Origin of the sequence: Bradyrhizobium sp. SZCCHNR1098 (genome assembly GCF_032489375.1) — a bacterium.
GTDB lineage: Bacteria > Pseudomonadota > Alphaproteobacteria > Rhizobiales > Xanthobacteraceae > Bradyrhizobium.
In genome coordinates this window covers 181,412-205,493 of record NZ_JAUEXY010000014.1, presented here as the reverse complement: position 1 = coordinate 205,493, position 24,082 = coordinate 181,412, and the positions used below count along the sequence as shown (strand labels likewise).

At 65.4% G+C, this 24,082-nt stretch carries 21 protein-coding genes, 1 tRNA gene and 1 pseudogene; 11 read left to right on the top strand and 12 right to left on the bottom strand.

Going from position 1 to position 24,082, the window contains the following annotated elements; genetic code table 11:
* Positions 1 to 183: 183 nt before the first annotated feature.
* A complete protein-coding gene (locus tag QX135_RS26785) occupies positions 184 to 1,152 on the bottom strand; it encodes an SDR family NAD(P)-dependent oxidoreductase (protein ID WP_315774235.1) in 969 nt (322 codons plus the stop codon).
* 224 nt (positions 1,153 to 1,376) lie between these two features.
* On the opposite strand from QX135_RS26785, the gene QX135_RS26780 reads away from it, so the two are divergent.
* The 8 genes and pseudogenes from QX135_RS26780 (at position 1,377) to QX135_RS26745 (ending at position 10,709) form a co-directional block, all read left to right on the top strand.
* A complete protein-coding gene (locus QX135_RS26780) occupies positions 1,377 to 1,532 on the top strand; it encodes a hypothetical protein (RefSeq protein WP_315740199.1) in 156 nt (51 codons plus the stop codon).
* A 419-nt stretch (positions 1,533 to 1,951) separates the two neighbouring features.
* The gene (locus tag QX135_RS26775; RefSeq protein WP_316163865.1) at positions 1,952 to 3,061 is read left to right on the top strand and encodes a BMP family ABC transporter substrate-binding protein; all 1,110 of its coding nucleotides are present in this window, start codon (positions 1,952 to 1,954) and stop codon (positions 3,059 to 3,061) included.
* Complete coding sequence (locus tag QX135_RS26770) at positions 3,058 to 4,167, top strand: ABC transporter permease (RefSeq protein ID WP_316234375.1); 1,110 nt, start codon at positions 3,058 to 3,060, stop codon at positions 4,165 to 4,167. Before QX135_RS26775 ends, QX135_RS26770 begins: the two co-directional genes overlap by 4 nt.
* A 3-nt stretch (positions 4,168 to 4,170) precedes the next feature.
* The gene (locus tag QX135_RS26765) at positions 4,171 to 5,097 is read left to right on the top strand and encodes an ABC transporter permease (protein ID WP_315812784.1); all 927 of its coding nucleotides are present in this window, start codon (positions 4,171 to 4,173) and stop codon (positions 5,095 to 5,097) included.
* A 14-nt stretch (positions 5,098 to 5,111) separates the two neighbouring features.
* Positions 5,112 to 5,795, top strand: a complete 684-nt coding sequence (locus QX135_RS26760; RefSeq protein WP_316180824.1) for an isochorismatase family cysteine hydrolase — start codon at positions 5,112 to 5,114, stop codon at positions 5,793 to 5,795.
* A gap of 50 nt (positions 5,796 to 5,845) precedes the next feature.
* Positions 5,846 to 7,321 (top strand): ABC transporter ATP-binding protein, encoded by a 1,476-nt coding sequence (locus QX135_RS26755; RefSeq protein WP_316181008.1) that lies wholly within the window; start codon positions 5,846 to 5,848, stop codon positions 7,319 to 7,321.
* A 155-nt stretch (positions 7,322 to 7,476) separates the two neighbouring features.
* Positions 7,477 to 9,035, top strand: a pseudogene (locus tag QX135_RS26750) (oleate hydratase).
* 114 nt (positions 9,036 to 9,149) lie between these two features.
* Positions 9,150 to 10,709 carry an oleate hydratase gene (locus tag QX135_RS26745; protein WP_316180826.1) on the top strand — a complete coding sequence of 520 codons (1,560 nt, stop codon included), beginning with the start codon at positions 9,150 to 9,152 and terminating at the stop codon, positions 10,707 to 10,709.
* Between the two features lie 520 nt (positions 10,710 to 11,229).
* Here QX135_RS26745 and QX135_RS26740 read toward each other — a convergent pair.
* The 10 genes from QX135_RS26740 to QX135_RS26695 form a co-directional block, all read right to left on the bottom strand.
* On the bottom strand, positions 11,230 to 12,111 hold the full coding sequence (locus QX135_RS26740) for an AraC family transcriptional regulator (protein ID WP_316180828.1): 882 nt from the start codon (positions 12,109 to 12,111) through the stop codon (positions 11,230 to 11,232).
* Positions 12,112 to 12,215: 104 nt separating this feature from the next.
* Positions 12,216 to 12,626 (bottom strand): hypothetical protein, encoded by a 411-nt coding sequence (locus QX135_RS26735; RefSeq protein WP_316180830.1) that lies wholly within the window; start codon positions 12,624 to 12,626, stop codon positions 12,216 to 12,218.
* A gap of 103 nt (positions 12,627 to 12,729) precedes the next feature.
* Positions 12,730 to 13,605: a class I SAM-dependent methyltransferase gene (locus QX135_RS26730; RefSeq protein WP_316180832.1), complete on the bottom strand. Its 876-nt coding sequence runs from the start codon at positions 13,603 to 13,605 to the stop codon at positions 12,730 to 12,732.
* A gap of 183 nt (positions 13,606 to 13,788) precedes the next feature.
* Positions 13,789 to 13,866, bottom strand: a tRNA-Pro gene (locus QX135_RS26725).
* Between the two features lie 215 nt (positions 13,867 to 14,081).
* Positions 14,082 to 14,642, bottom strand: coding sequence for a MerR family transcriptional regulator (locus QX135_RS26720; RefSeq protein WP_315775146.1), 561 nt, complete (start codon positions 14,640 to 14,642; stop codon positions 14,082 to 14,084).
* 143 nt (positions 14,643 to 14,785) lie between these two features.
* On the bottom strand, positions 14,786 to 15,142 hold the full coding sequence (locus tag QX135_RS26715) for an integration host factor subunit alpha (protein WP_315758632.1): 357 nt from the start codon (positions 15,140 to 15,142) through the stop codon (positions 14,786 to 14,788).
* A gap of 133 nt (positions 15,143 to 15,275) precedes the next feature.
* On the bottom strand, positions 15,276 to 16,250 hold the full coding sequence (locus tag QX135_RS26710) for a beta-ketoacyl-ACP synthase III (RefSeq protein ID WP_316180834.1): 975 nt from the start codon (positions 16,248 to 16,250) through the stop codon (positions 15,276 to 15,278).
* Positions 16,247 to 17,308 (bottom strand): phosphate acyltransferase PlsX, encoded by a 1,062-nt coding sequence (gene plsX, locus QX135_RS26705; RefSeq protein ID WP_315740213.1) that lies wholly within the window; start codon positions 17,306 to 17,308, stop codon positions 16,247 to 16,249. Before plsX ends, QX135_RS26710 begins: the two co-directional genes overlap by 4 nt.
* Before the next feature lie 318 nt (positions 17,309 to 17,626).
* Complete coding sequence (locus tag QX135_RS26700) at positions 17,627 to 18,253, bottom strand: DUF177 domain-containing protein (RefSeq protein ID WP_316180837.1); 627 nt, start codon at positions 18,251 to 18,253, stop codon at positions 17,627 to 17,629.
* A 4-nt stretch (positions 18,254 to 18,257) separates the two neighbouring features.
* Entirely contained in the window at positions 18,258 to 18,794 is a 537-nt protein-coding gene (locus QX135_RS26695; RefSeq protein ID WP_315740215.1) for a ubiquinol-cytochrome C chaperone family protein, read from the bottom strand.
* Between the two features lie 129 nt (positions 18,795 to 18,923).
* On the opposite strand from QX135_RS26695, the gene QX135_RS26690 reads away from it, so the two are divergent.
* From QX135_RS26690 to QX135_RS26680, 3 genes are all read left to right on the top strand, one after another.
* Complete coding sequence (locus tag QX135_RS26690) at positions 18,924 to 19,385, top strand: outer membrane protein assembly factor BamE (protein WP_315740216.1); 462 nt, start codon at positions 18,924 to 18,926, stop codon at positions 19,383 to 19,385.
* Positions 19,386 to 19,541: 156 nt separating this feature from the next.
* The gene (locus QX135_RS26685; RefSeq protein ID WP_315775151.1) at positions 19,542 to 20,549 is read left to right on the top strand and encodes a tripartite tricarboxylate transporter substrate binding protein; all 1,008 of its coding nucleotides are present in this window, start codon (positions 19,542 to 19,544) and stop codon (positions 20,547 to 20,549) included.
* Positions 20,550 to 20,767: 218 nt separating this feature from the next.
* Positions 20,768 to 21,850, top strand: coding sequence for a DUF2336 domain-containing protein (locus QX135_RS26680; RefSeq protein ID WP_316181010.1), 1,083 nt, complete (start codon positions 20,768 to 20,770; stop codon positions 21,848 to 21,850).
* An 83-nt stretch (positions 21,851 to 21,933) separates the two neighbouring features.
* Here QX135_RS26680 and QX135_RS26675 read toward each other — a convergent pair whose 3' ends face one another.
* Positions 21,934 to 24,054 carry a sodium-translocating pyrophosphatase gene (locus QX135_RS26675; RefSeq protein WP_316180839.1) on the bottom strand — a complete coding sequence of 707 codons (2,121 nt, stop codon included), beginning with the start codon at positions 24,052 to 24,054 and terminating at the stop codon, positions 21,934 to 21,936.
* Between the last annotated feature and the right edge of the window lie 28 nt (positions 24,055 to 24,082).

Below are 24,082 nucleotides of genomic sequence, written 5' to 3'. Positions count from 1 at the left end.
TCCTTCGAATCGGACGAAGCTTGCCTGTCAGGAATCAACCCGGTCTGAATTGTCAGGACTCAGCCCGGTTCATACCCTCGTGGACCCCCACCCCCGACCCCTCCCCGCAAGGGGGAGGGGGCTCACCGTCTCCGGGGCGAGAGATTCCATCCCAACTCCCCAACTGAACCAATAGGCCCGCCCCTACCCCAGCTTCCACCCAGCCTCCTGCGCGAAGCGCTGGAAGAATTCCGGCTCGTAGGCCTGCTCCGGCGACTGGCGGACGCGCAAGTCCAGCAGCTTGGCGTCCTCGCCCACCAGAATCCGCCACTGCTCGGCCTTGACGCCGTCGAGGATGATCTTGGCGGCCTGCGCCGCCGTGGTCGGGGCGTCCTCGAGGAAGCTGCGGGCGCGCTCGCGGGCGGCAGCCTGGATGTCGGCGTCGCTCATGGCGGCGACGTCGATGCCCATGCCCTGCATGCGCTGGCGGGCCAGGATGATCTCGGTCTCGCTGAGCTCGTCGGACTCGGTGCCGCTCTGCACCTTGCGCGAGTTGGAGACGATCGAGGTGCCGATATGGCCGGGCATCACCACGGAGCATTTGATGTGCGGCGCGTTGAGGCGGAGGTCGTTGATCAGCGCTTCGGTAAAACCCTTCACCGCGAACTTCGCGGCGCTGTAGGCGGTGTGCGAGACGCCCATGCCGACCGAGGCCCAGAAGCCGTTGACGCTCGAGGTGTTGACGATATGCGCCTCGTCCGCCTTCAGCAGCATCGGCAGGAAGGTGCGGACGCCGAGATAGACGCCGCCCCAGCAGATGTTGAAGGTGCGCTCCCACTGCTCGCGGCTGTTGGTGAACAGGCTGCCGCCGCCGCCGATGCCGGCATTGTTGAACAGCAGATGGATCTTGTCGGTGGCCTGCTGCTCGGCGAGCTCGTCGCGAAAGCGTTGGAGCTGCGCTTCGATCGAGACGTCGGCGACATGGGTGGTGACGCGCAGGCCCTGCGGCAGCTTCTCGGCCTCGCACAGCCGCTTGGTCTCGGCCATCGCCTCGACCGAGACGTCGCACATCGCGACGTTGCAGCCCTCGGCCACGAGCTGGCGGGCAAGCTCGCGGCCCATGCCCGTGCCGCCTCCGGTGATCACGGCGATCCTGCCGGCGAAATCCTTCATCAGATGCTCTTCCTTCCCTACTGCGGGCGCAGCCCTGCCGCCCGGCCACTTCCTCGTTCTCTTCGCGGAACGCGTCCCGAGCTTAGGTCGTTTCGCGGGCCTGACCAGAGGGGATGTCGGGGATTTGCGTTGCAGCGCATGCAACGAAGATTTCAGCTTGGGATTGAACCTTCTCGAGGGGCATCCGACTTATCCCACGGGGAGGCAGGCTCGAGGAGGTTCGCATGGCGTACCAACAGGGGCACTGGCAGGAGGAAGGCTGGCGCGACACGATGGTCGATCCCGCGGGATCGGACGACGGCGCCTATGTGACGGGCTGGACGATCAGCGGGCTCGCTGTGATCGGCACCATCGTCGCGGTCTGGCTGCTCGGGATCTGAGACCCCAGACAGTCTGCAGCAGATATGAAAAGGGCTCGCTCACCGGCGAACAGCCTGCGGAGGACGATTGCGCACCGCTCCTCCTCACTGCGACATTCGTTCTGCCTCGCTTTGACCTGGCGGCCGCCGCCGCGTCGCAGCCTCCGGCTCGCGGGCACGGTTGGCGCCGGTACCACGCGGCCGAACTCATTGCATACAATTGAAGTCGATTGATTATTTTATAGGCTGAAACCGAGCAGGGAATTCGTCTGCCTAAGCTCCGATCATCTGCAAAATGGCGCCATTTCAACGACTTGGTGCGCCTGCCTGCCCGCACGCCGCTGGCACAAAGCTTGCGATCACTCCCTTTCGAGGCTCCGCCGTGCCGGTGAAGCCGTGATGACAGCGCGGGCGGATCGACCCGCCGAGGGAGCTCACCAATGGACTTTGGCAGGATTTCACGACGGCATCTGTTGCAGGGTGGCGCGGCGCTGACGCTCGGCGCAGCCGCCGGCCTGCGGCCGGCCTTCGCGGCGGAGACGACGATCGGCTTCATCTATGTCGGCTCGCGCGACGACTACGGCTACAACCAGGCGCATGCGCAAGGTGCAGCGGCGCTGAAGAAGCTGCCTGGGCTGAAGGTCATCGAAGAGGAGAAGGTGCCGGAGACCGACGCGGTCGAGAAGACGATCGAGTCGATGATCAATCTCGACGGCGCCACGCTGCTGTTCCCGACGTCGTTCGGCTACTACAATCCGCACATGATCAAGATGGCCGCGAAGTACCCGAAGCTGCGCTTCGAGCACTGCGGCGGCCTGTGGAGCGAGAAGGACCCGAAGAACGCTGGCTCCTATTTCGGCTATATCGATGAGGCGCAATACATCGCCGGCATCGTCGCCGGCTATACGAGCAAGAGCGGCAAGCTCGGCTTCGTCGCGGCCAAGCCGATCCCGCAGGTCCTGCGCAACATCAACGCCTTCACGCTCGGCGCGCAGCTCGCGAACCCGAAGGCCACCACGCAAGTGATCTTCACCGGCGACTGGTCGATGCCGGTCAAGGAGGCCGAGGCGACCAACAGCCTGATCGACCAGGGCGTCGACGTGCTGACCTGCCATGTCGACGGCCCCAAGACGATGGTGGAGAATGCCGCGCGCCGCGGCGCCTTCGTCACCGGCTATCACGTCAACCAGTCGCCACTGGCGCCCAAGGCGTATCTGACCGGCGCGGAATGGAATTGGGAAGCGCTGTATCCGAAATTCGTCAAGATGCTCCAGGCTGGCGAGAGCATCCCGAACTTCTATCGCGGCGGCCTCAAGGAAGAAGTGGTCAAGATCTCGGCGTATGGCGAGGCGGTCTCCGAGCAGGCACGCAAGCATGCCGACGAAATCAAGAGCAAGTTCTTCGGTGAGGGCTACACCATCTTCAAGGGCCCGATCAAGGACAACAAGGGCAAGACCGTGATCACCGCCGGGACCGAGCGCGGCCAGAAGGACCCGGAGCTGGAGAAGATGGACTATCTGGTCGAGGGCGTGATCGGAGCCACGTCGTGACATCAGAGGCGGCCGATCCGGTTGATGCGGCCGCCATCGCGCAGGCCGCCGACGCAGGTTTCCTGCAACGTTACGGCGGGAGCATCGAGTACATATTGATCCCGGGCGCGGCGCTTGTCGCCGCGCTCATCGTGTTCGGCATCTTCGTCGCGCTGTTCGGCAAGAACCCGCTCGATCTCTACTGGTACATGTATTACGGCGCCTTCGGCACCTGGTTCTCCTGGCAGAACACGCTGACGCGGGCAGCTCCCTTGATCCTGACGGCGCTGTGCACCGCCCTGCCCGCGCAATTGGGCATGGTGATCATCGGCGGCGAAGGCGCGCTGCTGATCGGCGCGCTGTCGGCGACCTCGGCGGCCCTGGCGCTGCAGGGCATGCCGCCGCTCGTGGTGCAGATCGCGATGGTGATCGCCGGCATGACTGGCGGCGGTTTGTGGATCCTGCTGTCCGGGGCCTTGCGGCAGTATCGCGGTGTCAACGAGACGATCTCGAGCCTGCTGCTGGTCTACATCGCGCTCGCGATCCTCAATCATCTCGTCGAAGGCGCGATGCGCGATCCGGCGAGCCTCAACAAGCCGTCGACGCGTGAGATCGGCGCGGCCAACATGATCGGCAGCATTCCCGGCACCGACGTGCACTGGGGCCTGGTGTTCGGCCTGATTGCCGCCATCGCGGCCTATGGGCTGATCTACCACACCACCTTCGGCTTTGCCGCGCGCGTCGCCGGCGGCAACATCCGCGCCGCCAAGATCGTCGGTCTGTCGGTCGGCAAATTGATCCTCACCGTCTGCTTCCTCGCCGGCGCCTGCGCCGGGCTGGCCGGCATGGTCGAGGTCGCCGCCGTGCAGGGCCGCACCAACGCCAATCTCGCCGTCGGCTACGGTTTCACCGGCATTCTGGTCGCGTTCCTGGCACGGCAGAATCCGCTCGCCATCATTCCGGTCGCGATCCTGCTCGGCGGCATCAATGCGTCGGGCGGACTGCTGCAGCGCCGGCTCGGCCTGCCCGACGCCTCGGTGCTGGTGCTGCAGGGCATCCTCTTCATCTCGGTGCTGGCGAGCGACGCGCTCTACGGCCGCATCGGTTTCCTCAAGGGAAAGTCGTGATCCATGGCTGACGGCAATATCGGGCTCTGGACCGTGCCGCTCGCGGTGCTCGGCGGCGCCATCCGCGTCTCCACGCCCTTCCTGTTCGTGAGCCTCGGCGAATGCATCACCGAGCGCTCCGGCCGCATCAATCTCGGCCTCGAAGGCACGCTGGTAATGGGCGCAATGAGCGCCTACGGCATCTCCTACCTCTCGGGATCGCCGTGGGCAGGCGTGCTCGCCGCCGGCCTCACCGGCGCGCTGCTGGGGGCCTTGCACGCCGGCATCTGCTCGCTGCCGCGCGTCAACGACGTCGCGGTGGGAATCTCCTTGATGCTGTTCGGCACCGGCCTCGCCTTCTTCCTCGGCAAGCCGCTGATCGAGCCGACGGCGGCGCGGCTTCCGGCGATCGATTTCGGCTGGTGGAGCGACGTGCCGCAGGTGCGTGCGGCCTTGCGCATCAACGTCCTCTTCCTGCTCGGCGTCGTGCTCGCGCCGCTGTTGCTGTGGGCATTCCGAACCACGCGCTGGGGCCTCCTGATCCGCACCGCCGGCGAGAGCGCCGACGCGGCGCGGGCGATGGGCCATTCGGTGCTGATGATCCGACTGCGCGCCACCATGGCCGGCGGCTTCCTCGCCGGCATCGGCGGCTCGTTCCTGTCGCTGTTCTATCCCGGCAGTTGGAACGAGGGCTTGTCGTCGGGACAAGGCATCACGGCGGTGGCGCTCGTGATCTTCGCACGCTGGGACCCGATGCTGTGCCTGTGGGCCTCGCTGGCTTTCGGCGGTGCTGCCGCGCTCGGACCGGCGCTGCAATCGGTCGGCGTCACCTCCGGCTATCATTTGTTCAACGCCGCGCCCTACATCCTGACGCTTCTCATCATGATCATCACCTGCTCCCCGAAGCGCACCCTCAGCGGCGCGCCGGCCGAATTGTCCATCACCCGCTAGTCCAGAGGCCCGCCATGACCGCGCGCACCATCCGCTCCGAGCCCTATGCCTGGCCCTACAACGGCGATCTCCGTCCAGAGAACACGGCACTGATCGTGATCGACATGCAGACCGACTTCTGCGGCGTCGGCGGCTATGTCGACAAGATGGGCTATGACCTCTCCTTGACCCGCGCCCCCATCGAGCCGATCAAGACGCTGCTGACGGTGATGCGTGCGCAGGGCTTCTGCATCATCCACACCCGGGAGGGCCACCGCACCGATCTCTCCGACCTGCCCGCTAACAAGCGCTGGCGCTCGCAGCAGATCGGCGCCGGCATTGGCGACCCCGGCCCCTGCGGCCGCATCCTGGTGCGCGGCGAGCCGGGCTGGGAGATCATTCCCGAGCTGGCGCCGACTCCGGGGGAGATCGTGATCGACAAGCCCGGCAAGGGCTCGTTCTGTGCCACCGATCTGGAGCTGATCCTGCGCCTCAAGGGCATCCAGAACATCGTGCTGACCGGCATCACCACCGACGTCTGCGTCCACACCACGATGCGCGAGGCCAACGACCGCGGCTTCGAATGCGTGCTGCTGTCGGACTGCTGCGGCGCCACCGACAAGGGCAATCACGACCACGCGCTGAAGATGATCAAGATGCAGGGCGGCGTGTTCGGCGCAGTCGCGACATCATCGGCGCTGATCGAGGCGCTGTCGTGATCGGCGACGATCCGACGCCTGCGGGGGCATTCGGGGTCGAAGCGATCGCGATGACGATGCGCTTCGGCGCGTTCACCGCGCTCGACAATGTCGAGCTGAAGGTCAAGCCCGGCTCGTTCCACGCGCTGCTCGGCGAGAACGGCGCCGGCAAGTCGACGCTGGTCAAATGCATCATGGGCTACTACCGCCCGACCGAGGGCGACGTGCTGATCGGTGAGCGCGAACGGGAGATCAACAATCCCAAGGACGCGCATGCGCTCGGCCTCGGCATGGTCTACCAGCACTTCACGCTGGTACCGGCGATGACGGTGGCCGAGAACCTGGTGCTGGCGCGTGACGACGTACCGGCGGTGGTCAACTGGGCCAAGGAGAGGAAGGAGCTGGAGGCCTTCTTGGCGCGCATGCCGTTCCGCGTGCCGCTCGACGCCAAGGTGTCGGCCATCTCCGCCGGCGAGCGGCAGAAATGCGAGATCCTCAAGCAGCTCTATCTGAAGCGGCGCTTCCTGATACTGGACGAGCCGACCTCGGTGCTGACGCCGGGCGAGGCGGATGAAGTCCTGGGCATGCTGCGCAAGATGGTCGAGGCCGGCGAGCTGACCATTTTGATGATCACCCACAAATTCCGCGAGGTGATGGCGTTCGCCGATGAGGTCACGATCCTCAGGCGCGGCAAGCTCGCCGGCCGCGGCAAGGTGTCGGAGCTGACACCGGACGACATGGCGCGGATGATGATCGGCGCCGAGCAGCTCACCGTACAGCCGGCGCGCTCCGGCGAGGCCGGCGTGGTCAGGCTCGAGGTCGACAAGCTGGTGGCACGCGACGATGCCGGCGGAGTGGCCGTGCATGATCTGTCGCTGACCGTGCGCGCCGGCGAGATCGTCGGCATCGCCGGCGTCTCCGGCAACGGCCAGCGCCAGCTGGTCGAGGTGCTTGCCGGCCAGCGTGAGGCCGAGAGCGGCGCTGTCCGTGTCTCCGGCCAATTCTATTCCGCGAGCCGCGAGGAGATGCGGCGCCACAAGATGTCGCTGCTGCCCGAGGAGCCGCTGAAGAACGCCTGCGTCGGCGGCATGAGCGTCGCCGACAACATCGCGCTGCGCGAGTTCGACCGCGCTCCGTTCGCCCGCGGTGGCTGGTGGCTGAACAAGTCCGCCTTCCGAAAGGATGCGACCGCCAAGATCAACCGCTACAAGATCAAGACCCGCACGCCGGATACGCCGATCTCGGCACTGTCCGGCGGCAACGTGCAGCGCGCCGTCCTGGCGCGCGAGCTCGGCCACGACGTCGAAGTGCTGATCGCCGCCAATCCGTGCTTCGGCCTCGACTTCGCGGCGGTGGCGCAGATCCATGCCGAGATCATGGCCGCCCGCAACCGCGGCGCCGCGGTGCTGCTGGTCAGCGAGGATCTCGACGAGCTGCTCGAACTCTCCGACCGCCTGGTCGTGATTTTCCACGGCCAGCTCGTCTACGAGACCCGCGTCGGCGAAGCCGACCTGACCGAGATCGGCCGCCACATGGCGGGACATTGAGCCGCACGCGGATAGACGACCTCAACGTGTTGACGACTAATTCATCCCGCCGCGGTAACATGACCCTCGGCGGGTTTTTATTCGGCTTTTGATACGCCGCGCCTGCCGGCATTTTCGTTATTGTGTTTCAAACCCTTGGATAGCAGGTCGATTTCATGAAGGCCTATTTCATCGGCGGCGGCATCGGCTCGCTCTCGGGCGCAGCATTCATGATCCGCGACGGCGGCGTCCCCGGTCAGGACATCACCATTTTCGAGAAGCGCCTGCCCTATGGCGGCAGCCTCGACGGCACCAGGCTTGCCGACGGCTCCTACTCCATGCGCGGCGGACGCATGCTGACGACCGAACAATACGAATGCACCTGGGACCTGCTGTCGACGATTCCCAGCTACTCACGGCCCGAGGAGAACATCCTCGGCGAAACCGTCGCCTTCAACGAGCTCCACGTCACGCACGCGCAGGCGCGGCTGGTCGATGCCAACCGGCACAAGATCGACGTCTCCACCATGGGATTCTCGATGCAGGATCGCATCGAGCTGACGAGGCTCACGGAGACTTCCGAGCAGAAGCTCGGCAATTCGCTGATCTCGGACTGGCTGTCGCCGCCGTTCTTCACCACCAATTTCTGGTACATGTGGCAGACGACCTTCGCCTTCCAGACCTGGCACAGCGCCGTCGAGTTCAGGCGCTATCTGCGGCGCTTCATGAACGAATTCCCGATGATGAATACGCTCGGCGGCGTCAAGCGGACCGTCTATAATCAGTATGACTCGATCGTGCTGCCGCTGGTGCGCTGGCTCGAGGGTCGCGGCGTCAACTTCGTCGGCGGCGCCGACGTCGAGGACATCGAGATCGCCACCACGGACGGCCGCCACCGCGCAACCCGGCTCGTGCTCAATCAGGACGGCGTACGCCGCAGCATCGATCTCGCGAGCGACGATCTCGTGTTCTACACCGCGGGTTCGATGACCGACGCGACCAGCCTCGGCAGCCATGACGGCCGCCGAAGCCGCTCACCAAAGCCGACAGCCATGGCTGGACCTTGTGGGAGAAGCTCGCGGCCGGCCGGCCCGAGTTCGGCAATCCCGCCGTGTTCAACGCGTGCATCCCGGAGTCGAGCTTCGAATCCTTCACGGTGACCTGCCGCAATCCACGTTTCTTCGACGCGATGCAGGCCTTCAGCGGCAACGTCGCCGGCACCGGCGGGCTCGTGACCTTCACCGACTCGAACTGGCGCATGTCGATCGTGCTCTATACCCAGCCGTACTTTCCGAACCAGCCTGACGACATCCAGATCTTCTGGGGCTACGGCCTGTTTCCCGATCGCGTCGGCAATTTCGTGCCCAGGCCGATGTCCGAGTGCAGCGGCGCCGAGATCCTGAAGGAACTATGCGGGCACCTGCGCTTTCCGCTCTCGGTGTTCGCCGACGCGAGCTGCGTGCCGTGCTGGATGCCGTACATCATGAGCATGTTCATGCCGCGCAGCTATGGCGACCGGCCGCTGCCGGTGCCGCTCACCTCGCAGAATCTCGCCTTCATCGGCCAATATGTCGAGCTGCCCGAAGACGCCGTTTTCACGATCGAATATTCGGTGCGCGCGGCCATGCATGCGGTCTATCAGCTCTTGAAGATCGACCGTGCCATTCCGCCGGTCACGCCGTATGACAAATCGCTGAAGGTTTTGCTGCAATCGGTGGTGAAATCATTCGCCTGACCGCACGCGCGCGATCGTGATCTCCGCACGCGTCTGCAGTTGATCTGAATCAGTTCCGCGAGGGAACACAGCGGCTAAGCCCCGGATCGCAACAGACGATCCGGGTGAACCATCATGAAGGCGTATTTCATCGGCAGCGGCATCGGCGCATTGGCCGGCGCGGCATTCCTGATCCGTGACGGCGGCGTCGCGGGACGCGACATCACCATCTACGAGAAACATCTGCCCTATGGCGGCAGTCTCGATGGCGCGCGGCTGCCCGACGGTTCCTATTCGCTGCGCGGCGGCCGCATGCTGACGACCGATCACTACGAATGCACGTGGGACCTGCTCTCCACCATCCCCAATGCCGGCGATCCCGGCCGCACCGTGCGCGACGAGACGCTCGCCTTCAACGAGGCCCATGTCGCGCATTCGCAGGCGCGCCTCGTCGATCGCAACCGGCACAAGGTCGACGTCTCCACCATGGGCTTTACGATGCAGGATCGGCTCGAGCTCGTCAGGCTGACCGAGGCCTCCGAGGACAAGCTCGGCAACTCCCGCATCACCGACTGGCTGTCGCCGCCGTTCTTCACCACGAATTTCTGGTTCATGTGGCAGACGACGTTCGCATTCCAGCCCTGGCACAGCGCGGTCGAGTTCAAGCGCTATCTGCATCGCTTCATGAACGAGTTTCCGCGCATCGAGACGCTGGCCGGCGTCAAGCGCACCGTGTTCAATCAGTACGACGCGATCGTGGTGCCGCTCGTCAAATGGCTGGAGGGCCATGACGTGAATTTCGCCGGCGGCGTCGATGTCACCGACATCGAGATCGCGACGGAAGCCGGCAAGCACGTCGTCAAGCGCTTGACCCTCGATCGCAACGGCAAGCCGGAGACGGTCGTGATAGCAACCGACGATCTGGTCTTCCTGCAAAACGGCTCGATGACGGATGCGACCAGCCTCGGCACGCAGGATGCGCCGCCGCCGCGGCTCACCAAGCAGGACAGCCAGGGCTGGACGCTGTGGGAGAAGATCGCAAGGGGACGCCCGGAGTTCGGCAATCCCGCCGCGTTCAACTCATCGATCCCCGAATCCTGCTGGGAGTCCTTCACCGTCACCTGCCGCAATCCGCGCTTCTTCGACGCGATGGAAGCGTTCACCGGCAATGTCGCCGGCACCGGCGGGCTCGTTACCTTCACCGAGTCCAACTGGCTGATGTCGGTCGTGCTGTATCACCAGCCGCATTTCGCCGGCCAGCCTGCGAACGTGCAGGTGTTCTGGGGCTACGCGCTGCATCCCGACCGCATCGGCAATTTCGTGCCGAAGGCCATGGCCGATTGCGGCGGCGCCGACATCCTCAAGGAACTGTGCGGCCATCTCAACTTCGACCTTTCGGTGTTCGACAACGCGACCTGCGTTCCCTGCCGCCTGCCCTACATCACCAGCATGTTCATGCCGCGCAACACCAGCGACCGCCCGCTGCCGGTGCCGGCGAATTCGAAGAATCTCGCCTTCGTCAGCCAATTCGTCGAGATTCCCGATGACGTCGTGTTCACGGTGGAATATTCGGTGCGCGCGGCGCAGATGGCGGTCTATCAGCTGCTCGGCATCACCCGGGCGATTCCGCCGATCACCCGCCACGACAAGTCATTCCGCGTGCTGATCGAGACGGTGGAAAAGGCCTTCGCATAGCGCCGTGGCCCTTCGCATCTGCAAAAACGCGCGCCCGGATCAGGCTCGATCCGGGCGCTTCCATCTGCGAGGCAGAGTGCGCCTCTATGCTTGCGTGAGCTATCAGTAGCCGAGCAGTGCGAGACCGACCCAGCTGACGGCAAACAGCGACACCACCGAGGTTGCAGCGGCGAAAACGGACAGCGACACTTTCAAAGTCCTGAGGACCATACGCGCCTCCTTCAACGACAATGAACAGCACATCGAGGTGAACCCCGATGTCAGCCTGAAATTTCCTGAAACCCGACTCCGCGACGAGCCGAACACAGGTTTGGTGCGCGCGTGCGCGCAAAGGTTCAATGTCAGGGTGTGGGCCCCGACTGAGCTGCTTGACCGTTAACGACATGGCCGGATCGCGGTTCCCGGACGAGAACTGGAACCGCTCCAAGGTCGGCCCGCTCCCCCCGAGCCCTGCATCCGGGACTCGAGGGTTGAGATGGCTCTTGGCTACACGTTTTAGGAAGGGGCAGGCCGTCAGGGGCTATTTGAGCGGCAGGAACAGGTCCGCAGCCGTCTCGTGCTCGGGAACCTCCGGGAAGAAGTTCAGCCGCTGGCAATAGATCGGGAAGTCACGCGCCTCCTCGCCGCTGGCCGGAAGCCAGTCGCGATAGAGAAACAGCGCGGCCGGCTCCAGATTGTGGGTGTTGCCGACGACCCGGAGCACCGCGCAGCGTCCGCCGGGGATCTCGCCGACCCTGATTGTCGCGTCATCGGTCTCGACCGGCTGATCGGTCCCGACACAGAGATCCACGCTGTAATCGGCAGGCGACGCGGGGCGCCGCTCGGAGCGCCAGACCGTGAAGGTCGGATTGGTCCTGGGGTGCAGGCCGGCAGCCTTGCGCCAGGCAATGAAGCGCTGGATCGTGGCGCCGAGCGTCGCCGGGTCGCCGCGATGCTCCATGATCGCCACCGGCGTGGTCGGCACCTCGCGAATCGTCACGTCGTCAGGGGTATAGGTCGTCCGCATCAGCTTGCTCCTTGCTTCGTCGAAAGGCCCGAAGGCCGCAAGCCACGGCTCCCAGTCGGGAGATTTCCGGAACGATGACGGCGATTGCCCGAACCGTTGCCGAAAGGCGCGGGCGAAGGCGTCCGGTGCATCGTAGCCGGCATCCATCGCGACCTCCGTGACGGTTTGGGCATCGCTGTAGGCCAGCTGATAGGACGCCCGCTTCATGCGGGCGAGCTGGATGTAGCGATGCACGGACAGCCCGAAGGTCGCCGTGAACTGCCGGTGGAAATGATATTTCGAGTAGGCAGCGATGCTGCTCAGCGCGTGCAGATCCAGATCATCGTCCAGATGCCGGTCGATGTGATCCAGGACCCGCTGCATCCGCGCATGGTAGTTCTGCAGCGCCGCCTTCATCGTTCAGTACTCCGTGGCCGCAGCAGCTAAGCGCGCTCAACGCTGACGCGCTCGACCGATCTTGCGGCTTTGTCACGGGGGCAAAACCAGCACGAAGGATCGGGTCACCTCTTGTTGGCCTGGTCCTTTCTGCTCGCGCATATCTTCACGAAGACTGGATAAGCGGCGCCTGTTCCATGCTCATACAAATTGAAAATGTAGCGGCCCGGCTTGTCCGTGTAGATGATCCGATCATCCGCCTCGCGGTAGCCATCCTTGAGGAAACCATCAGGACCGTTCACCCAGACCTGCGCGCCACTATAGACAACCGCCTCCATCCCACCTTTCTCGTTCAATTGCTGCTCGACAATCCCGACGGTCAGAGCTTGGCCGCCCACAAAGTTGCCGTAAAATCGCGTATCCAATCCTTGGTAGGACCAGCATTGTGAGCCTGGCTGCATATTGATTTGAACGTCGGCCTTCGCCGCCGACAGGAAGCCGACCAACACGGCACCGGCTGAGAGCAGTCTCGTCATCTTGCACATCTCAAAACGCGTTCTTTCTGTCGCATATGCGCTGATCGCAAGTTCCGCGCTCGCATAGATGGCGCCGCGCTTGGGCTCCGGCGCGGCCGTCGCATTACGGATCGACCGCTGTCACGATCCAGAACGATGCCGGCACCACGACGCGCGGCCCCTTGGCGTAGCGCGCCAGCGCCTTCCTCACGGCAGCGATCGCGGCCTCCGTGGTCTCGGACGGCTGCCCGGCCACGGCGCGGCCGGCGGGCCCGATCGCGAGCGCCGTCTGCACCGCGCTGTCGAGGCCGGCGCCTGCGCCGAAGTCGAGCGCGATGTCGTGGCGCTCCAGCCGAATGCGCCGCAGCCCGGCATCGGTCATAACTTTCTCGATCCACTCGGCGGCTCCGAACGCGAAATCGTCCGGCGCGTGCGGCGGCAATCCCGGCAACTTCGGCACGTGGTCATAGGCCGCCTGCAGCGGCTCCAGCGCCCACGGGTTGTCGCGCAGCTCGCCCCAGCAGGCGAAGGCGACGCGCCCCTCCGAATGCAGCGCATTGCGGATGTTGAGCAGGGCGCGCACCGGATTGGCGAAGTACATGACGCCGAAGCGCGAGATCATGAGATCGGCGCTCGCGGCCTTGAAGTGATGCACCATGGCGTCGCCCTGCACGAAGCTCACCGGCGCATCGGTGGGGGCGAACTCGTGGGCCGCGGTCAGCATGGCTGCGGACACGTCGAGGCCGAGCACGCTGCCGCCGGGGCCGACCTTCTCGGCCGCCGCGATCAAGGTCGCCCCGCAACCGCAGCCGATGTCGAGCACCCGCTCGCCCGCCTGAATTGCCGCGCGCTCCAGCAGCGCCTCCTGCACCGGTGCCAGTAGCGCATCGATCTCGGCGCGGCGCGCGACCCAGCGCCCACCGCCGGCACCGTTCCAGAAGGCGATCTGCTCGGCGTTGTCGAAATGTCCAAAGGAGGTGTCGGCGACGGCGGCGTCCATGACGGAAGTCTCGGCAACAAAGTTCACAAATGAAACGAGCCGGATCGAACAGCGTCCAGCGGCCCAATTCGGGAGTTTAGGGGGCGGTCTGCGGCTTGAAAAGCCAGTCTCACGGACGAAGCGGCCGCGGCAGGGCCACGCTGAAACGCATCGGCCGATGTCAAATGTGGCGATTCGAGAAAATGGTCGGAGCGGCGGGATTCGAACCCACGACCCCTAGTCCCCCAGACTAGTGCGCTAACCGGGCTGCGCCACGCTCCGATGGCCGATCGTGTAGCCGTGATCGGGATGGGATGCAAGGCACGGCGGACGGGTTTCGTGGGTGACCCGATCGAGCGGAGTTCGTGGACCCCCAAACCCTCACCACAAGGAGGAGGAGAGCGCAGCCGACTCGCGGCGCCCACCGTCCGTCCACAGTTCGGCCGACCAACGCCAGCCACTACCGCAGGCCAACCATGCTGCGGAGGGCGTAACCTTCACACCTCTTTCATGGCGCGATCGAGCAGCGCGCGGCAGTCCAGCAGCTCCTTGAGCACGCCTTGGAGCTTGTCGCGGTCTTCCGGCTTCATGCCGGCGCGGGCGGGCGGGCCGACCCGGAAGGTGTCGAGGATGTCGTCCTCGGTGTCGACGAAGCGGAAGTCGATGCCCTCCTCGTCGGAGGCCTCCTCCTCGTCCTCCGATTCGACCTCGGCCTCGCCGATCGGCTCCTCCTCCATGAGGGCCTGGCCGAGCGTCTCCTCCATCGCACCGAACGAGACCGCGGCAGAGCTGTCGGCCAGTCCCTGGACCGACTTGACGCCGTGCTCCTTCAGGATCCGCTGCACCCCCTTGATGGTGTAGCCTTCGCCATAGAGCAGGCGCCGGATGCCCTTGAGCAGGTCGACGTCGTCGGGCCGGTAATAGCGCCGGCCCCCGCTCCGCTTCATCGGCTTGATCTGGGCGAACCGGGTCTCCCAAAACCGCAGCACGTGCTGCGGAATGTCGAGCTCCTGCGCGACCTCGCTGATCGTCCGAAACGCATCCGGCGCCTTGTCCAAATGCCCGTTCCCCTTCGATCGTGCTGACAAGAAAGTGGCAGACTACGCTGAATAGATTGGACGAACTGTACGCGGGACGAACTGTACACGGAACGAACGATACGCGTTCGTCACGGCCTGCCGACAATGCGGCGGCCCCGGCCCTATTCCGGCTCGGCGCCGAACTCGGCGCTGGCCTCGCCGTTCATCTTGCCGCTGCCCTGTTGGCCGTTGATGCGCTGCTTCAGGATCGCGGACGGCTTGAACACCATGACCCGCCGCGGCGAGATCGGCACTTCCGTGCCGGTCTTGGGGTTTCGTCCGATGCGCTGCCCCTTCTTGCGCACCATGAACGACCCGAAGGACGATAGCTTGACCGTCTCGCCGCGCTCGAGGCAGTCGGTGATCTCTTTCAAGACCAGCTCGACGAATGCAGACGACTCCGTCCGCGACAGCCCCACCTTCTGGTAGACTGCCTCGCAGAGATCGACGCGTGTGACTGTTTTTCCGGTTCCCGCCATCGCCTGCCCCAAACTCACGGCGAATAATTCGCTCCGGAAATTAAGAGGTTAAGCGGCGGTGGTCAACAGCAGCGTGAATAGAAGTACAGGCCGTAGTGTCGATCTCTGGGCGTAATCCCGCCGCACGGCAGGCTCACCAGCGCACCAGGGCCGAGGCCCAGGTGAAGCCGCCGCCCATCGCCTCCAGCAAAACCACGTCGCCCTTCTTGATGCGGCCGTCCTTGACGGCCACGTCCAGCGCCAGCGGGATCGAGGCAGCGGAGGTATTTCCATGCAGATCGACCGTCAAGACCACCTTCTCCGGCGCGATGTGCAGCTTGTGCGCCGAAGCGTCGATGATTCGCTTGTTGGCCTGGTGCGGCACGAACCAGTCGATGGTCTCGGCCGACAGGCCGGTAGCATCGAAGGCGTCGACGATCACGTCGGTGATCATGCCGACCGCGTGCTTGAACACCTCGCGGCCCTCCATCCGCAGATGCCCGACGGTCTGGGTCGAGGACGGACCGCCGTCGACATAGAGCTTGGCCTTGTGGCGACCGTCGGAGCGCAGATGCGTGGTCAATACGCCGCGATCGGCCGAGGTGCCGCCCTGCTCCTGGGCGTCCAGGATCACCGCGCCCGCGCCGTCACCGAACAGCACGCAGGTGGTGCGGTCGTTCCAGTCGAGGATGCGCGAGAAGGTCTCGGCACCGATCACGAGCGCACGCTTGAACGAGCGGCTGCGGAGGAAATTGTCGGCGGTGGCGAGCGCAAAGACGAAGCCCGAGCAGACCGCCTGCAGGTCGAACGCCGCGCCATGGTGGATGCCGAGTTCGTTCTGGACCGCAACCGCGGTCGCCGGAAAGGTGTTGTCCGGCGTCGAGGTGCCGAGCACGATCAGGTCGATCGACTGCGGATCGACGTCGGCCGCCGCAAGGGCGGCCCGAGCCGCGTTGACCGCCAGATGTGAGGTGAACTCGCCCTCGGCTGCGACATGGCGCTCACGGATGCCGGTGCGCTGGACGATCCACTCGTCCGAGGTCTCGATGCGGCTTGCCAGCTCGGCATTGGTCACGACCCGCTGCGGGAGGTAGGAGCCACAGCCGAGCACGACCGAACGAATTGTCACGAGACAGCCTCCTGGACGACGGATTCGGACGCCGGTGCGCCGCCGTCGGGATTGAGTGTTTGATTGATCTTGGTCAGGAGATCGTAGCGGGCCATCTCATAGCCAACCCTGACCGCCGAGGCAAAGCCCTCGGCATCGGTTCCGCCGTGGCTCTTCACCACCATGCCCTTGAGCCCGAGCACCACGCTGCCGTTGGATTTGCGCGGGTCGAGTCGGGCCCGCAAAGCGGCGAAGGCGCCGCGGGCCAACAGATAGCCGATCCGTGCAAGCCAGCTCGCCTGGATCGCGCCGCGCAGGAAATCCGTGACCTGGCGGACGGTGCCCTCGGCCGTCTTCAAAGCGATGTTGCCGCTGAAGCCCTCGGTCACGACCACGTCGGCCGCACCCTTGCCAATGCCGTCGCCCTCGACGAAGCCGATATAGTCGAGCTGCGGCAGGTTCATCGCGCGCAGCTGCTCGGCCGCCTCGCGGATCTCCTCATGGCCCTTGATCTCCTCGACGCCGATGTTGAGAAGGCCGACGGTCGGCCGCGGCTTGTTGAACAGCACGCTCGCCAGCGCGCCGCCCATCACGGCCAGCGCGACGAGATGGTGGGCATCGCCGCCGATCGTCGCACCGAGGTCGAGCACCACCGATTCGCCGCGCGCGGTCGGCCAGATCGCGGCCAGAGCCGGCCGGTCGATCCCGTCCAGCGTGCGCAGGCAGAAGCGCGCCATCGCCACCAGCGCGCCGGTGTTGCCGGCGGATACGGCGACGTCGGCCTCCCCCTTCTTGACCGCCTCGAGCGCGAGCCACATCGACGAGGTCTTTCGGCCGCGCCGGAGCGCCTGGCTCGGCTTGTCCTCCATGCTGACGGCGACGTCGGTGTGGATGACCCGCGAGACGGCCTTCAGCCGCGGATGCCGGTCGAGTTCGGGTACGATCTTGGCGCTATCGCCGAACAGCAGAAACTCCGCATCCGGATGGCGGCTCAGCGCGATCGCAGCACCGGGAATGACGATGGCCGCGCCGAAATCCCCGCCCATGGCGTCCAGCGCGATTCGAACCTTTTGAGGCATGACGTCCCGGAAACCTGATCTCGAGCTTTGTCTCGTCTTGGCCGTGACTTGGTTGGCCGTGTTTGGCGGTCGTTCAAAGGCATTGCGCGGCCGATGGACAGGCCAGAGGCCGTCCGGGCCTTTTCGTCGCACCCCGACCCGGGCGCGACAATAGCGTCTCTCCGTGTCGAAACAACCTCCCGGGGGCAATGCAATTTGCAACCGCCACGCGGTCCGGGGCCAGCAGGGACCCGTCTTTGCCATCGAAATCAGCAGCTTGAGAGGATTTCGAGAGGCTTTGTGACAGGATCGACCGCTTCCGGCCTGCACAACGGCGCGTCAATCCTCACCCGTTTTCTTCGCTTTGACGGCGCCCGGGGCGGCGGCATCTGCCGATCTCAGCGCCTTCAGCGCCGCGAAGGGATGATCCTCCGGCTCGGCGGCTGCCGCCATCGGCTGCTCGAACACGGCACCCGGCTTGCGCGGATAGGGATCGATCCCCAGGAACAGCGCGTCGGCGGCAAGCCGGCCGAGGTCGATCTGCCCGCCAATGATCGGCTCCGGCGGATCAGCCGTCTCCACCTCGCTGTTGGGATCGTCCTCGACCAGATCGGCAAGCTCGGGAATCTGCTCCGGCGGGGCGAACATCTGGTCGATCGGCTCGTCGATCTCGATCTCGATCGGATCGAGCGTGACGACGCAGGTCTGACCGATCCGGGCCCGCACCCGGCCCTCGACATGCACCTTGCCGTCGCGCTTCTGGACGACGTCGAACGAGGCATGGGCCGAGATGACCTCGCGCAGCTCGGCGAGTGCGGCGAGCGCGCGGCGCGTGGCTTCGTCGGCCTCGATCTCGCGATGCAGGCCGGCCTCCGGAATCTGCGCCACGATCACCGGCGGCGCCCGCCAGGGATCCTTCGCCGGATCTCGCCCCGTCTGTCGCGATGTGTCTGTGTCTCTGCTCATCTCGCTAGTCCTGCTGCACCGGCTGCGGGAAGCTCCAGCCGGCGCCGAGCAGCCTGTTGTCGTCGAGAGCGGCGAGGTGCGCGGCCACCCGCGCCGCATAGGCGGCAAGTCCGGCTGCGCTGTCCGGATGCTCCCCGTTCAAGATATTCTTCTGCAGCGCCTCCGCCAGCCGGGCCTCGCTCTCGGACCAGGCGAGGTCATAGGCGGCGGTGCGGCCATAGAATGCCTCGCCGAACTTCTGCATCCGCTTCGGCACGGTGAGATCCCCCACCCCCATCTCGCGCAGATTGTCGTCCATGTCGTCGCAGAAGCGGTCGAATAGCGCCTGCGAGAGCTCCGACCCCACCCCGCGCAGCCGCCGCAGCACCAGCCAGAGGTGCAGAATCAGCAGATCGAGCCGTCCCTCGACCGTGTCGGGGACATTCAAGTGTCTATAAAACAACGGGTCTCGGGTTTGTGCCACGATCGTGCCATAGATCGGCTCGATGGTCCCGCGCGGGGACGGTCGGGATTTGCTGAGAAGGTTGAATGGCCAGAGCATGACGGTTCCGCAGTCGAGTTTCCCTGACCCTGTTCGGGGGCATGTTGCAATCCGCAAGTTTGCCCGGTACGTCAACGCCCTGCCCGACGCAAGGGGACGGGATCCGATCTGAAGAAGATGACCCAGACAATGCGAACGACTGCCCGCCTGCTCTCCCGCGGCCTGAGCACCCGACTGCGCACCGCCGGCGCGATCGCGCTGACCTGTCTGGCGCTGGCCGCCTGCACCGGCGAGCAGTTCCAGAAGGGCTACATCATGCCCCCCGGCGCGCTGGAGCAGATCCCGATCGGCGCCAGCCAGGACCAGGTGCTGATCGTGATGGGCACGCCGTCGACGGTGGCGACACTCGACGGCGAGGTATTCTACTACATCTCCCAGCGCGCCGAGCGCCCTGTCGCCTTCATGAACCAGAAGGTGGTCGATCAGCGCGTCATCGCGATCTATTTCGACAAGAACCGCCAGGTCCGGCGGCTCGCCAATTACGGCATGAAGGACGGCAAGATCTTCGACTTCGTCAGCCGCACCACGCCGACCTCCGGCCAGGAGCTCAGCTACCTGACGCCGCTGTTCAAGCTGCTCAGCTTCAACTGATCCCGACACGATCGCCGCAGCCCGGAATGTGATTCCGGGCCACGGCACAAAGCCGGACCGCTGCGCTGAATTGCGCAGCTCGCGCGCAATTGGCCTGCTTGCTCTGGCGCTGCAATCTTCCCTACCCTGCTGCAAAACAAGAGCAGGGAGGAATCATTGGCTCATTGCATCGCGCTGTCGCGCCGCAGGCTTCTGTCCGGAGCCGCAGCGCTGTCGACCGCCGCCATTCTGCCGCGCACGAGTCTCGCCGACTGGCGTCCGACCGAGACGATCAAGCTGATCGTGCCCGCCGCGCCCGGCGGCAGCACCGACGTGATGGGACGGCTGCTGGCCGCGCATCTGCAGACGGTTTGGGGACAATCGGCGGTGGTCGAGAATCGCTCCGGCGGTGGCGGCACGATCGGCACCGCCGAGGTCGCGCGTAACACCAAGGGGGACGGGTACACGATCCTGATCGGCAATCCCGGTCCCAACGCGATCGCCTATTCGATCTTCCGCAACCTCGCCTACAAGCCGGATCAGCTGCAGGCGGTGTCCAACATGATCCGCATCCCGAACATCGTCTCGGCGCATCCGTCGACCGGGATCAAGTCGATCCCGGAGCTGATCGCCTACCTCAAGGCCAATCCCGACAAGCTCAACTACGGCTCGTCAGGCGTCGGCCAGAGCCCGCATCTCACCGGCGCCTGGTTCCTGCAGCTCACCGGGTTGAAGATGACGCACATCCCGTTCCGCGGCGCCGGTCCCGCGCTGCAGGCCGCGCTCGCCGGCGACATCCAGATCCTGTTCGACAATCTGTTTCCGTCGCTGCCGCAGGTGCAGGACGGCAAGCTGACCGGCCTGTGCGTGACGACGCCGGAGCGCAGCGCCAACGCGCCCGACCTGCCGACGATGCGCGAAAGTGCGCCGGAGCTGGCCAAGTTCGACGTGTCGTCCTGGTTCGGCGTGTTCCTGCCCAAGGCCTGCCCGCCGGAGATCGTCAGCGCGCTCAACCTGCAGGTCAAGGCGATGCTGGAGCGCGAGGACATCGCTAAGAACATCGCGGCCATGGGCGCCCGCGCCGACTACGGCACGCCGCAGCAGTTCGGCGACTTCGTCCAGGCCGAGACAGCCAAGTTCGCGTCGATCATCCAGAAGGAAGGCCTGCAGATGGACGTGAAGTAGCCCTGGGCCCGGCAGCGCCGCGTCTCGGTGGAGCATTGGAATAGGGTTCGTGGTGTAACGGCACCTTAAGCGGGATGGTGCGATAGATGGCGGCCGCGCGTCCTTGATCCGGTTGCGAGATACCATCAGCCGATGCCGGGCCGACGACCTCGCGTGGATGCGGTCCGATCACCGTCCGAGGGGCAGGCGCCGGCGATGTCCATCGCATGAGCCGTGCCTTGCCCAACAGCGTTCTCCACCAGCTCGAAGACATTCTCGCCAGCCGATACGTGTCGCGGCGCGCCGAGATCCTGGAGCGCGTCACCGACCTGTTCGTCGTGGGCTCGGGCAAGTTCACCGAAGAACATGTCGATCTGTTCGACCACGTGCTGTTCAAGCTGCTCGACAACGTCGCCATTGCGGCGCGGGCGCAGCTCGGCAGCCGGCTCGCGATGCTGCCTGACGCACCGCCGCGGCTGCTCCGTCTGCTCGCCAGCGACGAGACGATCGCGGTGGCAGGTTCCGTGCTGCGCCAGAGCGAACGGCTCGACGACGAGACCCTGGTCGCGACCGCGCAGACCCGGGGCCAGGAGCATCTGCTCGCGATCTCCGACCGCAAGATCCTCACGGAATCCGTCACCGACGTTCTGGTCGATCGCGGCAATCAGGCCGTCGTTTCGAACACCGCCAACAATGGCGGCGCGCGCTTCTCCGATCACGGCTTCTCCGGCCTGGTGACCAAGGCATCCGAAGATCCCGGCCTCGCCTTGAAGCTCTGGAGCCGGCCCGACAGCCCACGCGAGGTGCTGGTCCGGCTGTTCGTCGAAGCCTCCGACGCGGTGCGCAGCCAGCTCGCCAGCGCTGATGCGGCGCGGGCCGAGATCGTCGAGCTCGCCGTGGCGCAGGCTTCGGATCATCTGCAGGCCGCCGCGCGGACGCACTCGGCCGATTTCGTCACCGCCAAGGACTATGTCGAGCTGCTGCACGCGACCGGCCGGCTCCACGAGGCGCAGCTGCACGGCTTCGCCAAGGAAGGCAGCTTCGACAAGGTCACGCTGGCGCTGTCCCTGATGTGCAAGCTGCCGCTCGACGTGGTCGAGCGCGCCTTCGTGCGCAAGCAGCCGGATCAGCTGCTGGTGCTGGCCAAGGCGCTCGATTTGTCCTGGGTCACGACCACGACGCTGCTGTTCATGCAGGCGAGCGCCAGCGGCAGCGCACGCCCGCAGCTCGACCAGCATCTGGCGAGCTTCTCGCAAATGCAGCCGCGCACGGCGCAGAGCACGTTGCAGAGCTATCGGACGCGGCAGCGCGCGGCGGAATAGACGGCGTCACGACACAACGAGAGACAATGAAAAACCCCGCGGCTCGCGCCGCGGGGCCTTTATTGGTCAGGACATCGCCCCGCTCAGTGCGCGAGGATCGCCAGCAGCAGCAGGGCCACGATGTTGGTGATCTTGATCATCGGGTTCACCGCGGGGCCGGCCGTGTCCTTGTAGGGGTCGCCGACGGTGTCACCCGTCACCGCCGCCTTGTGAGCATCCGAGCCCTTGCCGCCGTAGTGGCCGTCCTCGATGTACTTCTTGGCGTTGTCCCAGGCGCCGCCGCCTGAGGTCATCGAGATCGCGACGAACAGGCCGGTGACGATGACGCCGAGCAGCATGGCGCCGACGGCCGAGAACGCCGCCGACTTGCCGGCCGCGCCGCCGCCCGCGATGGCGTAGATCAGGAAGTACACGACGATTGGCGACAGCACCGGCAGCAGCGAGGGGATGATCATCTCCTTGATCGCCGCCTTGGTCAGCAGGTCGACGGCCCTGCCGTAGTCGGGCTTGTCGGTGCCCTGCATGATGCCCGGCTTCTCGCGGAACTGACGCCGCACCTCCTCGACGATCGCGCCGGCCGCACGGCCGACCGCGGTCATGCCCATCGCGCCGAACAGATACGGCAGCAGGCCGCCGAACAGCAGACCAACCACCACATACGGGTTGTTCAGCGAGAAGTCCGGCTTGATCCCCGCGAAGTACGGATGGTGCGCGGAGTCGGCGATGAAGAACTGCAGGTCCTGATTATAGGCCGCGAACAGCACCAGCGCGCCGAGACCGGCGGAGCCGATCGCGTAGCCCTTGGTGACCGCCTTGGTGGTGTTGCCGACCGCGTCGAGCGCGTCGGTCGACTTGCGGACCTCCTTGGGCAGGCCGGCCATTTCGGCAATGCCGCCGGCGTTGTCCGTCACCGGGCCGAAGGCGTCGAGGGCGACGATCATGCCGGCCAGAGCGAGCATGGTCGTGGTCGCGATCGCGATGCCGAACAGGCCGGCCAGGCTATAAGTGACCAGGATGCCGGCGATGATGACGATCGCGGGCAGCGCGGTCGACTCCATCGAGATGGCGAGGCCCTGGATCACGTTGGTGCCGTGACCGGTCACCGAGGCCGCCGCGATCGACTTCACCGGGCGGAAGTCGGTGCCGGTGTAGTATTCGGTGATCCAGATGATGAGGCCGGTGACGACCAGACCGACCACGCCGCACATGAACAACGCCGTGCCGGTGTAGTCGACGCCGTCGAGCTTGCCGAAGCCGATCAGCCAGGCGATCGCCAGCGCCACGCCACCGAGCGACAGGACGCCGGTCGCAATCAGGCCCTTGTAGAGCGCGCCCATGATCGACTGGCTGGCGCCGAGCTTGACGAAGAAGGTGCCAGCGATCGAGGTGATGATGCAGATGCCGCCGATGGCGAGCGGCAGGGTCATCATGTTGGTCAACAGCGACGACTTGGCGAAGAAGATGGCCGCCAGGACCATGGTGGCGACCGCGGTCACCGCGTAGGTCTCGAACAGGTCGGCGGCCATGCCGGCGCAGTCACCGACGTTGTCGCCGACGTTGTCGGCGATGGTCGCGGGGTTGCGCGGATCGTCCTCCGGGATTCCGGCTTCGACCTTGCCGACGAGATCACCGCCGACGTCGGCGCCCTTGGTGAAGATGCCGCCGCCGAGACGGGCGAAGATCGAGATCAGCGAGGCGCCGAAGCCGAGCGCGACCAGCGCGTCGATCACGGTGCGACTGTCCGGCGCGAGCTTCATGAAGCCGGTCAGGATGCCGAAATAGATGGTGACGCCGAGTAGTGCGAGACCGGCCACGAGCAGACCGGTGATGGCGCCGGCCTTGAAGGCGAGTTCGAGGCCGCCGGCGAGCGAGGTGATCGCCGCCTGTGCCGTGCGGACGTTGGCGCGCACCGACACGTTCATGCCGATGAAGCCAGCCGCGCCGGAGAGGATCGCGCCGATCGCAAAGCCGATCGCGACGAGCATGCCGAGGAAATACGCAAGGAGCACGAAGATCACGACACCGACGATTCCGATCGTCATGTATTGGCGGCGAAGATAGGCCTGCGCGCCCTCACGCACGGCCGCCGCGATTTCCTGCATGCGCGCATTGCCGGCGTCTGCGCTGAGCACCGATTGTGTGGCCCAGATCGCATAGACGATCGACAGCGCTCCGCAGAGCACGATCACCCATAAAGCTGACATTTAGTTTCCTCGGCTCTTTGCTTTTCTA